This is a genomic window from Streptomyces sp. P17 (assembly GCF_032436805.1).
Lineage (GTDB): Bacteria > Actinomycetota > Actinomycetes > Streptomycetales > Streptomycetaceae > Streptomyces.
Map to the genome: position 1 here is coordinate 1 of NZ_JAVRBF010000115.1, position 12,819 is coordinate 12,819.

Below are 12,819 nucleotides of genomic sequence, written 5' to 3' on the forward strand. Positions count from 1 at the left end.
GGCCAAAGACCCAAGTACGTCCAGTACGAGGGCCTTCGTCCGGCACGCCGAGGGCACGCACCGAACACCGCGGGCACGGCACAGGACTTTCAAAACACCCCCTAGGACTGAGGTCCCCGGGCGCAGGCCCCCCGTCGAAAGGTCCCGGCCGAAGGGACCCGGCTCGATGCGGCCCGCGTCCGAGGCGGTCGGGGCGGGTCCGTTCCTAGGTTGAAGGCACATCACATCTGGTTCACATCACATCTGGGGACAGGGGACGTGTCATGCCGGTAGCGATCATCACGGGTGCCTCGAAGGGGCTGGGGCGGGCGCTGGCCGAGGCGCTGGCCGCGCGGGGCTGGGACCTGGTGCTCGACGCACGCACCGAGGAGGTACTGAAGGAGACGGCGGCGGCTCTCTCCGTGCACGGCACGCGCGTGGAGGCGCTGCCCGGCGATGTCACGGACGGTGGGCACCGGGCCGCGCTGGTGGCGGCCGCCTGGCGGCTGGGCGCCGTCGATCTGCTGGTGCACAACGCGAGCGCGCTGGGCGCCGAGCCGCTCGTACGGCTTGAGGAACTGCCCCTGGAGGGGCTGCGGCGGGCGCTGGAGGTGAACACGGTCGCCGCGCTGGGCCTGGCCCAGGAGGCGCTGCCGCTGCTGCGGGCCTCCGCGGCGGGCACGGTCATCACGGTCAGCTCGGACGCCGCCGCCGAGGCGTACGAGACGTGGGGCGGCTACGGGGCCTCGAAGGCGGCCCTGGATCATCTGGCGGCGGTGCTCGGCGCGGAGGAGCCCGGGCTGCGGGTCTGGGCGGTGGACCCCGGGGACATGGCGACCGACCTGTACGCGGCGGCCGTACCGGAGGACGACGGTCCGCGGCCGGAGCCGGGCCGTGTGGTGCCGGCGTTTCTGTGGTTGCTGGACGAGCGGCCCGCGAGCGGGCGGTACGGGGCGCCGGCGCTGTTGGAGGGGCGGCGATGACGCTGGCGGTGCACGTACCGGAGGAGCTGTCGGCGCGGGTGCCGGCCGAGCAGCGCGGGCCGGGGCTCGGGCGGGACTCCGTACGGCTGCTGGTGTCGCGGGGGACGGAGGTGGCCCATCACGCGTTCCGGGAGCTGCCGGGGCTGCTGCGGGCCGGGGACCTGCTGGTGGTGAACACCTCGCCGACGCTGGCCGCCGCCGTGGACGGGGAGCTCGGGCACGCGCGTGTGGTGGTGCACTTCTCCACGTACGGGGACGACGGGCGGTGGGCGGTCGAGCTGCGGGATCCGGACGGGAAGGGCACCACGCGTGCGCGTGCGGGCGGGCCCGTGGGGGCGCGGGTGCGGCTGCCGGGCGGGGTGCGGCTGGTGTTCGAGGAGCCGCTCGCCGCCAGCGGGGAGCGGCTGTGGTGGGCCCGTGCGTCCGGTCCCGAGGTGCTCGGGATGCTGCGGGAGTACGGGCGGCCCATTCGTTACTCCTATACGGAACGCGATCAGCCGCTGTCGGCGTACCAGACGGTGTTCGCTCTGGAGTCGGCGGACGGCGCGGGCAGTGCGGAGATGCCGAGTGCCGCCCGGCCCTTCACTGCGCGGATGGTGGCGGAGCTGGTGAGCCGGGGTGTGCAGTTCGCGCCGGTCACGCTGCACACCGGGGTGGCCTCGGCGGAGGTGCACGAGCCGCCGTATCCGGAGCGGTTCGCGGTGCCGGAGGCTTCGGCGCGGCTGATCAACGCCGTGCGGGCCGGTGACGGGCGCGTGATTGCCGTAGGGACGACGGCCGTGCGGGCGGTGGAGTCGGCGGCCGGCGGGGACGGGGTCGTACGCGCGCGTGCGGGATGGACGGATCTCGTGGTCACCCCGGAGCGCGGGGTGCGGGCGGTGGACGGGCTGCTGACCGGGCTGCACGAGCCCGAGGCCTCGCATCTGCTGATGCTGGAGGCGGTCGCGGGGCGGGCGGCGATCGACCGCGGGTACGAGGCGGCGCTGCGCGGGCGCTACCTGTGGCACGAGTTCGGGGACGTGCATCTCCTCCTCCCGGCGGACGGCCCTCACACAGAGCATTGCGTCAGCAACTGCTGGTAAGACCGTTGTCCCGCTGATGTGAGGCCGCACATAGGACCCAGATCACGTACGAAGGGACATAGGAGATAAAGGCTCCCCATGTGAGCGGGAAAGACCTTCCGGTCTGTCCGGATTTGCCCTTCCGTGATCCACTATCGAGGGTCGTACGTCACACCTTTGCCTGGCCATTTTGCGGCCGCTAAGAATGGCAGCCGTCGCTCAGCGCCGCGGGTTCCGCCCGCGGCGTTTGTGCCGGAAGCACCCGTGTCCCCCGCCGGACAGCGAGCGACCTCCGCGCTATTCGAAGAGGTCCACCTGCCATGCCCAAGAACTTCCTCACTTCTGGTTATCGTCGTGCGCTGACCAGGCAGCACAAGATCGCCGTCGCCGGTGTCGCCACGCTCGGCGCCGCCGCCCTCGCGTTCTCCGCGGTTCCGGGCAATGCGCAGACCACGACCATCGCCGAGCCTGCCGCTGCCCAGGTGGCCTTCAAGAACGAGCAGATCAAGGACGTCAAGGCCAGCGTCACCGACCAGGCCGCGAGCGCCAGCCTGAAGGCCGAGGCCATCGCGGCCAAGAAGAAGGCCGAGGCCGACGCCGCCGCCGCGAAGAAGAAGGCGGAGGCCGCCAGGAAGGCCGCCGCCGAGGCCGCCGCCAAGAAGAAGGCCGAGGCCGCGCGCAAGGCCAAGGAGGCCGCGAGCCGTTCCGCCGCCCGCCCCCAGGCCAAGCCGGTCGCCGCGAAGAAGACCTACGCCAACAACCTCGACGGCTGGATCAAGCAGGCCCTCGACATCATGGGCAAGAACAACATCCCGGGCACCTACAACGGTCTGTACCGGAACATCATGCGCGAGTCCTCGGGCAACCCGAACGCCATCAACAACTGGGACATCAACGCCCAGAACGGCGTCCCGTCGATCGGTCTGCTGCAGGTCATCAAGCCGACCTTCGACGCGTACCACGTCCCCGGCACCGCCTGGAGCCAGTACGACCCGGTCGCCAACCTGACCGCGGCCGCCAACTACGCGGCCGACCGCTACGGCTCGATCGACAACGTCAACAGCGCGTACTGAGGTCGGCGCGGACCTCGGTACGGAACGCCGAAGGGCGGCACCTCCTGACGGGTGCCGCCCTTCGGGGTCGTACGGGAGTTACTTGCGCATGACCTCGGGCTCGTGGCGGCGCAGGAAGCGGGCCACGAGGAAGCCGCAGATCACACCGAGCACGACCAGGGCGATCATGTCGATGCCGTAGGCGCTGACCGTGTGGTCCCACAGCGGGTCGGTGTTGCCCTTCTCCTTGGGCGGGCTGATGTTGTTGAAGTCCAGCGTGGCGCCGGCGGCGGCGACCGCCCAGCGGGACGGCATCAGGTACGAGAACTCGTTGACGCCGGGGCTGCCGTACAGGGCGAACAGGCAGCCGGTGAACACGACCTGGACGATCGCGAACATCACCAGCAGCGGCATGGTCTTCTCGGCGGTCTTCACCAGCGAGGAGATGACCAGGCCGAACATCATCGACGTGAAGCCCAGGCCCATGATCGGGATGGACAGTTCCAGCAGTACGGCGGTCTTGCCCTTGCCGAGGATCAGCGCCTCGTCGGGGAGGGTCCGGCTGGAGAAGCCGATGACGCCGACCATCAGGCCCTGGAACACGGTGACGGCGCCGAGCACGATCACCTTGGACATCAGGTACGCCGAGCGCGACAGACCGGTGGCCCGCTCCCGCTCGTAGATCACCCGTTCCTTGATCAGCTCACGGACGGAGTTGGCGGCGCCCGCGAAGCACGCGCCGACCGCGAGGATCAGCAGGACCGTGGTGGCCGTGCCATTCGGAATCGGCATGCCGGTCTGCGGGTTCACCGCCCTGACCAGCAGGTCCTTGTCCGGGTCGATCAGCAGGCTGACCGCGCCGAGCACGGCCGGCAGGATCACCGTCAGCGCCAGGAAGCCCTTGTCGGAGGCGATCACCGACACATAGCGGCGGACCAGGGTCAGCAACTGCGAGCCCCAGCCCTGCGGCTTGGGCGGGCGCATCGCCTGGGGCGGCGGCATGTGTACGGACTGCGGGGCAACCGCGTCGATGTCCGCGGCGTACATCTGGTAGTGCTGCGAGCCCTTCCAGCGGCCCGCCCAGTCGTAGTCGCGGTAGTTCTCGAAGGCGGAGAAGACATCGGCCCAGGTGTCGTAGCCGAAGAAGTTCAGCGCCTCCTCGGGCGGGCCGAAGTAGGCGACCGCGCCGCCCGGCGCCATCACCAGGAGCTTGTCGCAGATCGCCAGCTCGGCCACGGAGTGGGTGACGACGAGGACCGTTCGGCCGTCGTCGGCGAGGCCGCGCAGCAGCTGCATGACATCGCGGTCCATGCCCGGGTCGAGGCCCGAGGTGGGCTCGTCGAGGAAGATCAGCGACGGCTTGGTGAGCAGTTCCAGGGCCACCGAGACGCGCTTGCGCTGGCCGCCGGAGAGGGAGGTGACCTTCTTCTCCTTGTGGATGTCCAGCTTCAGCTCGCGCAGCACCTCGTCGATCCGGGCCTCGCGCTCCTGCGCCGTGGTGTCGGCGGGGAAGCGCAGCTTGGCCGCGTACTTGAGGGCCTTCTTGACGGTCAGCTCCTTGTGCAGGATGTCGTCCTGCGGGACCAGACCGATGCGCTGGCGCAGTTCGGCGAACTGCTTGTAGAGGTTGCGGTTGTCGTAGAGGACATCGCCCTGGTTGGCGGGGCGGTAGCCGGTGAGCGCCTTGAGCAGCGTCGACTTGCCGGATCCCGACGGGCCGATGACCGCGACGAGCGACTTCTCGGGGACGCCGAAGGAGACGTCCTTGAGGATCTGCTTGCCGCCGTCGACGGTGACCGTCAAGTGGCGTGCGGAGAAGGAGACCTCACCGGTGTCGACGAACTCCTCAAGACGGTCGCCGACGATCCGGAACGTGGAGTGACCGACGCCGACGATGTCGGCGGGGCCGAGGAGTTGCGAGCCGCCCTTGGGGATCGGCTGGCCGTTGACGTACGTGCCGTTGTGCGAGCCGAGGTCGCGGATCTCCATACGGCCGTCGGGCGTCGAGTGGAACTCGGCGTGGTTCCGGGAGACCTGCAGGTCGGAGACGACCAGTTCGTTCTCCAGGGCACGGCCGATGCGCATCACGCGGCCGATGGCGAACTGGTGGAACGTGGTCGGGCTGCGGTCGCCGTAGACCGGCGGCGCCCCCGCGCCGACGCCGGGGCCCTGTTGCTGAGGGATGTTCGGCGCGGCCTGCTGCGGCTGCTGCCAGCCGGCCTGCGAGGCCTGCTGCTGCGGTGCCTGCTGGGCCCAGCCGGGGTTCGCGCCCTGGGCGGCGTACGGCTGCTGATGGGGCTGCGCCTCCGGCACGGACACGCCGGCCGCGGCGCCGGAGAGATTCACTCGCGGTCCGTCGGTCGCGTTGCCCAGGTGCACCGACGAGCCAGGGCCGATCTCCATCTGGTGGATCCGCTGGCCCTGCACGAATGTGCCGTTGGTGGAGCCGTGGTCCTCGATGGCCCAACTGCGGCCGCTCCAGCTGATCGTGGCGTGCCGCCAGGAGACCCTGGCGTCGTCCAGCACGATGTCGCCCTGCGGATCGCGTCCGAGGGTGTATGTCCTGGACGGATCGAGCGTCCAGGTTTGTCCGTTCAATTCCAGTACGAGTTCCGGCACTCCATGCCCCACTGAGTAGTCCCCCGAGTTACCCCCATCACAGGGAGTCTAGGGATGTCGAACATCGTCGGGAACTATTTCAGGCTCGGCCCCCTGACCGAAAGTCGGGCCTCGTGAAGACCACGCGCACACGCATCGTCCAGTTCCGTTGACGGGGTTGAAACCGGCCCGGAGAGTGGTAATCCACGCGAGGGGGACATGCGCGGCGAGTTCGCTGCTGTGCGGATCGGGGGGTCTGCCATGAGTGCGTCCGGGAACGTCGAGAGCACGAAGGTGCCGTGGGTGGACGTCCTGCTGTCCGCGGTAGCCGCGGTGAGCTGGGCGCTGATCGGTATGGCGGGCACCGCAGCGCTGGGCCTGCATCTGCTGGAGGCGGACGCGGCAGGCTCGCTGGGCCCGATGACCGCGGCGGCTGTGGCGCTCGGGGCGGGTGGTTCGGTGACACCGTCGGGCGATGTGTCGGCGTTCGGCCTGAGGGGCGCGGAGGCGACCACCGCCATCGAGATCACGCCACTGGGCGTGAGCCTGGTCGGCGCGCTGCTGCTGTCGTGGTTCTTTCTACGATCGCTGCGCGCGGCGGGAGTTGTGATCGCGCCGGCCGAACTCCTGGCGCGCGCGGGCGCGGTGGTCGCGCTGTTCGTGGCGATGCTGGGGGGTCTCGCCTGGGCAGGACACGATGTCATCACGTTCGACGGGAGCGCGCTCGGGCTGGACGACCTGCCCGGCGGCGGGGGCGGAGGCGGCGTCGAGATCCCGGGGCTCGGTGACGTCGGGGACATCGGCGGGCTGCTGCCCGAGCAGATCGGCGACCTGATCGACGCCGAGGCGGCCGTCGGCTTCACGGTCGACACGGCACCGACGCTGCTCGGCGGCGCGTGCTGGTCGGCCGGGATCCTGCTGATCGCGCTGCTGGCCTCGCGGCGCACTCCCCTTCCGGCCGGCTGGGCGGCCCTGCACCGGGTGGTGCGGCCCGCCGTGTCCGCCCTCGTCGGGGTGCTGCTGATGGCGGTCCTCGCGGGGTTCGCGGCCGCGTTGTACGCGCTGATCGGCGACGACAACCCGAAGCGGATCGCGGGCGCCGCGCTGCTCGGGGCGCCGAACGGGGTGTGGCTGGGCATCCCGATCGGACTGTTCGTGCCCTGGGACGGCGAGGCGAGCGGGCCACTGACGCGGTTCCTGCCCGACCCGCTGGACGATCTGCTGGTCGACTCCGACCGTGCCGTGACGCTGGGGCGGCTGGCGGAGCTGGACGGACGGGTGTGGCTCTTGGGGGTCGCGGCGGCGATGGCGATGCTGCTGGCCGGGGTGCTGACGGCAGTGCGGACACCGGTGGAGAGCGGCACTCTCGGTTTCGCCGGGCGGTGCGCGCTGCGGCTGGGGATCGTGACCGCGCTGGCGCTGCCCTTGCTGGCATGGCTGACGGAGGTGTCCGTGGACGCGTCGCTGGCGGTGCTGGGCGTCGACGCGTTCGACGCGGGCATCGAGCTGCACGGGCGGCTGGGGATGGCGCTGCCGCTCGGTGCGCTGTGGGGGGCGGGGGCGGGGGCGGCCGGTGCACTGCTGGCGCGGGCCACGGGGGCGGCGGGGCAGCGGGCGGCTCCCTTGGCACTCGGTGACGTGGCGGTGGGCGGTGCGGGGCCCGTACGGCAGGCGGTGGGGGCGGGGCCGTACGCGCCCGGTTCGTCGTACCGGCCGCCGGATCCGGACACCAATCCGTATCTGCGGATGCCCCGGGAGCTGCGGCAACCGGAGGACGCGCGGCCGCAGGTGCCCTCTTCCTCCGATGACCGGGACCCCAGCGGCGACGACGTGTACGGCGCTCCCACCGTGGTCCGGCCGATGGGACCGCCGCCGCGGTCCTCGCGCTGGTCTCCCCGTGGGCGGCCCGGGAGCCGGTCCTCGGAGGGGCGGGGCGAGGGGCCGCCGCCACCTCCGCCTCCGCCCCCGGCGCCGCCGCGAGGGCCCAAGGGGCGCGGTTGAGGGTGCGGGAGACAGGAAACCGTCGAGACTTGATCGCCGTGCAAGGCGTGGGCCACCGGGCCGACACCCAGTGTTCCCTGTCCGCTGGGCGGACCTCAGGGGCGGAAGGCACTGCGTGCCGGATACGGTGGAAGCACCATGAGCGCTTCGCAGACCTCCGACGTCCCCACCCTTCTCGTCAAGATCTTCGGGAAGGACAGGCCGGGCATCACGGCCGGACTCTTCGACACCCTCGCCGCCTACTCCGTCGACGTGGTCGACATCGAGCAGGTCGTCACCCGTGGCCGGATCGTGCTGTGCGCGCTGGTGACCGAGCCGCCCCGCGGTCTCGAAGGGGATCTGCGGGCCACCGTCCACAGCTGGGCGGAGTCCATGAAGATGCAGGCCGAGATCATCTCCGGGCTCGGCGACAACCGTCCGCGCGGACTCGGCCGTTCCCTGGTCACCGTGCTCGGGCATCCGCTCACCGCGGAGGCGACGGCCGCCATCGCCGCTCAGATCACCCACGCCGGCGGCAATATCGACCGTATCTTCCGTCTCGCCAAGTACCCGGTGACGGCCGTCGAGTTCGCGGTGTCCGGGGTGGAGACCGAGCCGCTGCGCACCGCTCTGGTGACCGAGGCGGCGAAGCTCGGTGTCGATGTCGCGGTGGTCTCGGCGGGTCTGCACCGGCGGGCGCAGCGCCTGGTGGTGATGGACGTGGACTCCACGCTCATCCAGGACGAGGTGATCGAGCTCTTCGCCGCGCACGCGGGCTGTGAGGACAAGGTCGCCGAGGTGACGGCGGCGGCGATGCGCGGGGAACTGGACTTCGAGCAGTCGCTGCACGCGCGTGTGGCGCTGCTGGAGGGTCTGGACGCCTCGGTCGTGGACAAGGTGCGCAGCGAGGTGCGGCTGACGCCGGGCGCGCGCACGCTGATCCGTACGCTGAAGCGGCTCGGCTATCAAGTCGGCGTGGTCTCCGGTGGTTTCACCCAGGTCACGGACGATCTGAAGGAGCGGCTCGGGCTGGACTTCGCCCAGGCCAACACCCTGGAGATCGTCGACGGCAGGCTGACGGGCAAGGTCACCGGCGAGATCGTGGACCGGGCGGGCAAGGCGCGGCTGCTGCGCCGCTTCGCCGCCGAGGCGGGCGTACCGCTGGCGCAGACGGTGGCGATCGGTGACGGCGCCAACGACCTGGACATGCTGAACGCGGCCGGCCTCGGGGTCGCCTTCAACGCCAAGCCGGTGGTGCGGGAGGCCGCCCACACCGCGGTGAACGTGCCGTTCCTCGACACGGTGCTCTATCTGCTGGGGGTCACCCGCGAAGAGGTCGAGGCCGCCGATATGCACCACGACGAGGACTGAGCACTCGGCACACCGAAAAGGGGCCCGGTGTCGGGCCCCTTTTCACTCGGGTGGGTCACTCCGACGGTGCCCAGTAGTCGAGCAGCGTGGCTGCGCCCGGTTCCAGGGTCTTCCAGGAGCCGGTGAAGCTCAGGACCGCGAAGGCTGCGGCCGGGAAGCCACGGCGGCTCATTCGGGCGCGGGCGTCCTCGTCGGCGGAGCCGGACAGGACGTCGGCGAGGCCCTGGACACCGGGGTTGTGGCCGATGAGGACGGCACTGTGCACATCGTCCGGGGTCTCGTTGAGCACGGCGATCAGCTCGCCGGGCGAGGCCTCGTAGATCCGCTCCTCGTAGACGGTTTTCGGCCGGTGCGAGAACTCATGGACGGCCAGCTTCCAGGTCTCGCGGGTGCGGGTCGCGGTGGAGCACAGGGCCAGATCGAAGGGGACACCGGTGTCGGCGAGCTTGCGTCCGGCGACGGCGGCGTCCATACGGCCCCGGTCGGCGAGCGGCCGCTCATGGTCGGTCACCTGTGGCCAGTCGGCTTTCGCATGCCGGAAGAGGACAATCCTGCGGGGTTCTGCGACGCTCATGCGTCCCAGCTTCGCATGAAACACTCCATGCGGCGCAGGTAGTTGACGGGCGGCCGCATGGCTGCTCAGCGTGCCATCAGCTGCAGCGCGCGCTCGAAGAGCTGGGTGATCGCGGGATCGGCGGTCGCGGCATGCGCCTCGGCCGGATCGAGTATCAGCACCAGCAGGGTGACGAAGGCGAGCACGGGCAGAGCGAGCGCCCACCAGGGCAGCCGGATGTCGACGCCGCCCCGGTGTGCCGGGTGGGGCGGGGTCTGCGTAGGGGCCGACATGGGTGCCTCCGCGGGTCTTCGGGTGGGCCTGCAACCTGCTCCGTGGTCCGCGTCTCGCGGTCATGACTCGAAGCTACGGAATCGGCGGCCCGCAACCCATCCGGTGATCCACCCAGTTGACCCTGACACTCGCCCCCTAGGGGATGGTGGGGCTATCCCCACCCCGGCCCGGGAAGGCGCTCATGGCGAGGCGATCGTCGCGATGATTCCGATGATCACGAAGATGGCGAAGAACGAGCCGAAGACGAGGAGCAACTTCTTCTGGCCGTTCTGCGGGTTCGGGTCGAGCACTGGCGACATACGGCAAGTCTCGCACCCACCGCCCGGCGGCGGACCCCCGGGGTCCGGCTCAGCGGGCCGCCTCGTCCTCGACCGTACGGTTGCGCCCCGCGAGGACGCCCACCGTCATCTGCGGGATCACCAAAGCGGTCATCAGCGCGATCGGCAGGCCCCAGCCGCCGCTGTGCTGGTAGAGCACGCCGACCAGGAGCGGGCCCGGGATGGAGATCAGATAGCCGGTGCTCTGCGCGAAGGCCGACAGCTGGGCGACGCCCGCGCCGGTCCTGGCCCGCATCCCGACCATGGTCAGGGCCAGCGGGAAGGCGCAGTTGGAGATGCCGAGCAGCACGGCCCAGGCCCAGGCTCCGGCGGCGGGCGCGAAGTACAGGCCGGCGTATCCGGCGAGGCCGCAGACGCCGAGCGCGAGGGCGATGGGGCCCTGGTGGGGCAGCCGGGTGGCGACGCGCGGGATGACGAAGGCCAGCGGCACGCCCATGACCATGGTGACGGCCAGCAGCAGTCCGGCCGTGCTCGCGGGTACGCCCGCGTCCCGGAAGATCTGTGCCATCCAGCCCATCGTGATGTAGGCGGCGGTGGCCTGGAGCCCGAAGAACACGGCGAGCGCCCAGGCGGTACGGCTGCGCGTGATCCGCAGCGCGGGCGCGTCCTCACGCGCCGTTGCTTTCCCGCGCGCGGGTGCCTGCTCGTCCGACGTCGCCGCCCGCCGGTCCCGTACGAACGGGATCCACGGCAGTACGGCCGCCGCCGCCAGGCCCGCCCACACCGCGAGCCCGGACTGCCAGCTGCCGCCGAGCGCGTCCGTCATCGGCACCGTCACGGCCGCCGCGGTCGAGGTGCCGAGGGCGAGGGCCATCGAGTACAGGCCGGTCATGGAGCCGACGCGGTCGGGGAACCAGCGCTTGACGATCACCGGCATCAACACGTTGCTGACCGCGATGCCCATCAGGGCGAGGGCGCTGGCGGCCAGGAAACCCGGAGTGCCCCCCGCGTAGGGGCGCATGACCAGACCGGCCGTGATGGCGGCCATGCCCGCGCAGACGACGGCACCGGCGCCGAAGCGGCGGGCCAGCCGGGGCGCCATGACGCCGAAGACGGCGAAGCAGAGCGGGGGCACGGAGGTGAGCAGACCGGCCATGCTGCCGCTCATGCCGAGGCCGTCACGGACCTCCTCCAGGAGGGCGCCGAGGCTGGTGATGGCAGGGCGGAGGTTCAGCGCGGCCAGCACGATGCCGAGGACGATCAGACGCGTCGTCCACGCGCGCGTGCCGGACTCCGGGGACACGTCGGTCGCCGGGGCCGAGCTGCGTACGGTCATGGGCTTGGTCGTCCGTGTTTCCTCGCTCGCCATGAGATCCATCATAGAATCATGGGATGAATGGTTGTCCATCCCCCGGCTTCGTCCGGCCGCCCGTCCCGTGCGAAGGTGTGCCATGCCCCTGAGCCAGCAACACCGCTCGGCGCTCTCCGAGCAGGTCATCGCCGCGCTGCGCAACCAGATCACCTCGGGCGAGTGGCCGGTCGGCTCCCGTATCCCGACCGAGCCGGAGCTGGTCGAGCAGCTGGGCGTGGCCCGCAACACGGTCCGCGAGGCCGTCCGCGCCCTCGCCCACAACGGCCTGCTGGACATCCGCCAGGGCTCGGGCACCTACGTCGTGGCGACCAGCGAGCTGGCCGGGGTGATGCACCGCCGCTTCGCCGACGCCGACCCGCGGCACATCGCCGAGCTGCGCTCCACGCTGGAGTCGGGCGCGGCGAAGCTGGCCGCCGAGCGGCGCACCGAGAAGGACCTCAAGCAGCTGGACGCGCTGCTGGTGCGGCGTGAGGAGGCCTGGGCGTCGGGCGACGCGGAGGCGTTCGTGACGGCCGACGCCACCTTCCATCTGGCCGTGCTGGCCGCGTCGCACAACGACGCGATGACGGCGATGTACGCGGACCTGGGCGAGGTGCTGCGGGACTGGCTGCGCGAGGACGTCGGCGAGGAGCTGACGCCGGAGACGTACATGGACCACACCCGGCTGCTGGACGCGATCCGCGCGCGTGACGCGGCGACCGCGGCGGCGGAGGCGGCCGGCTATCCGTTCCAGTGCCGGCCGGGGAAGTTCACCGCTTCTGGTGGCTGACCCACGCCGAGCGGACTTCCTTCCAGCAGCGCCCGGTGAGCCGTACGGTCGCCGCCGGGCCGATGTCGACCGGGGCGCTGTCGGTGTCGAGGTCCCACCACCTGCTGCACTCGATGTGCAGCCGTACCCGGTCCATGTCGGCGTAGGGGTTGTGACAGTAGGCGATCACATGGGAGCCCTGCACGCGCGTACGGCACTCGGAGCCGAACGGCTCCGACACGCGCGCTTGCGGTGCCGCCTCGTACGGCAGGGACACCAGGAGAGCGACGGCGACGGTCACTGGGGCGAGGCTGCGGGGCAGACGCACAAGGGGGACCTCCTCGGCCGTGCTGGGGAGGGAACGCGTGGTGAACGCGTAATCCAGAGTGCGCGGTTGTCGTGCCGCTCCGCCCGGTCGGATAGGCCACATGAGCGACACGCGGCACAACGTGCCGAGGGCCCCGCACCGGCCGGGACGCTGTTGGTTAATCCGGGGCCCTGCTACTTCGCCCCGCCGGTCGTTTGGTCGGCGGGGCGAAGTGCTGCGAAG

12 protein-coding genes are annotated in these 12,819 nt (G+C 71.1%); 6 read left to right on the plus strand and 6 right to left on the minus strand.

Annotated features, from left to right (window positions below; genetic code table 11):
• Nucleotides 1-263: 263 nt before the first annotated feature.
• From RMT89_RS38705 to RMT89_RS38715, 3 genes are all read left to right on the plus strand, one after another.
• Nucleotides 264-962 carry an SDR family oxidoreductase gene (locus tag RMT89_RS38705; RefSeq protein WP_315888447.1) on the plus strand — a complete coding sequence of 233 codons (699 nt, stop codon included), beginning with the start codon at nt 264-266 and terminating at the stop codon, nt 960-962.
• Nucleotides 959-2,044: an S-adenosylmethionine:tRNA ribosyltransferase-isomerase gene (locus tag RMT89_RS38710; protein WP_315888448.1), complete on the plus strand. Its 1,086-nt coding sequence runs from the start codon at nt 959-961 to the stop codon at nt 2,042-2,044. Before RMT89_RS38705 ends, RMT89_RS38710 begins: the two co-directional genes overlap by 4 nt.
• A gap of 299 nt (nt 2,045-2,343) precedes the next feature.
• Nucleotides 2,344-3,096, plus strand: a complete 753-nt coding sequence (locus tag RMT89_RS38715; RefSeq protein WP_315888449.1) for a transglycosylase SLT domain-containing protein — start codon at nt 2,344-2,346, stop codon at nt 3,094-3,096.
• Between the two features lie 78 nt (nt 3,097-3,174).
• Here the strand turns inward: RMT89_RS38715 and RMT89_RS38720 are convergent, their stop codons facing one another.
• On the minus strand, nt 3,175-5,694 hold the full coding sequence (locus tag RMT89_RS38720; protein ID WP_315888450.1) for an FHA domain-containing protein: 2,520 nt from the start codon (nt 5,692-5,694) through the stop codon (nt 3,175-3,177).
• 240 nt (nt 5,695-5,934) lie between these two features.
• On the opposite strand from RMT89_RS38720, the gene RMT89_RS38725 reads away from it, so the two are divergent.
• A complete protein-coding gene (locus tag RMT89_RS38725; RefSeq protein WP_315888451.1) occupies nt 5,935-7,674 on the plus strand; it encodes a streptophobe family protein in 1,740 nt (579 codons plus the stop codon).
• A gap of 138 nt (nt 7,675-7,812) precedes the next feature.
• Nucleotides 7,813-9,024 carry a phosphoserine phosphatase SerB gene (gene serB / locus RMT89_RS38730; RefSeq protein ID WP_315888452.1) on the plus strand — a complete coding sequence of 404 codons (1,212 nt, stop codon included), beginning with the start codon at nt 7,813-7,815 and terminating at the stop codon, nt 9,022-9,024.
• Between the two features lie 55 nt (nt 9,025-9,079).
• On the opposite strand, the gene RMT89_RS38735 is transcribed toward serB, so the two are convergent.
• From RMT89_RS38735 to RMT89_RS38750, 4 genes are all read right to left on the minus strand, one after another.
• Nucleotides 9,080-9,598, minus strand: a complete 519-nt coding sequence (locus RMT89_RS38735) for a histidine phosphatase family protein (RefSeq protein WP_315888453.1) — start codon at nt 9,596-9,598, stop codon at nt 9,080-9,082.
• A gap of 65 nt (nt 9,599-9,663) precedes the next feature.
• Entirely contained in the window at nt 9,664-9,870 is a 207-nt protein-coding gene (locus tag RMT89_RS38740; RefSeq protein ID WP_315888454.1) for a hypothetical protein, read from the minus strand.
• A 180-nt stretch (nt 9,871-10,050) separates the two neighbouring features.
• A complete protein-coding gene (locus RMT89_RS38745; RefSeq protein WP_315888455.1) occupies nt 10,051-10,170 on the minus strand; it encodes an SGM_5486 family transporter-associated protein in 120 nt (39 codons plus the stop codon).
• Nucleotides 10,171-10,219: 49 nt separating this feature from the next.
• On the minus strand, nt 10,220-11,530 hold the full coding sequence (locus RMT89_RS38750; protein ID WP_315888456.1) for a CynX/NimT family MFS transporter: 1,311 nt from the start codon (nt 11,528-11,530) through the stop codon (nt 10,220-10,222).
• Between the two features lie 70 nt (nt 11,531-11,600).
• Between RMT89_RS38750 and RMT89_RS38755 the strand changes: the two genes are divergently transcribed.
• The gene (locus RMT89_RS38755) at nt 11,601-12,290 is read left to right on the plus strand and encodes a FadR/GntR family transcriptional regulator (protein ID WP_315888457.1); all 690 of its coding nucleotides are present in this window, start codon (nt 11,601-11,603) and stop codon (nt 12,288-12,290) included.
• On the opposite strand, the gene RMT89_RS38760 is transcribed toward RMT89_RS38755, so the two are convergent.
• Nucleotides 12,271-12,597 (minus strand): hypothetical protein, encoded by a 327-nt coding sequence (locus RMT89_RS38760; protein ID WP_315888458.1) that lies wholly within the window; start codon nt 12,595-12,597, stop codon nt 12,271-12,273. The two genes, RMT89_RS38755 and RMT89_RS38760, sit on opposite strands and share 20 nt — an antisense overlap.
• Nucleotides 12,598-12,819 lie beyond the last annotated feature (222 nt).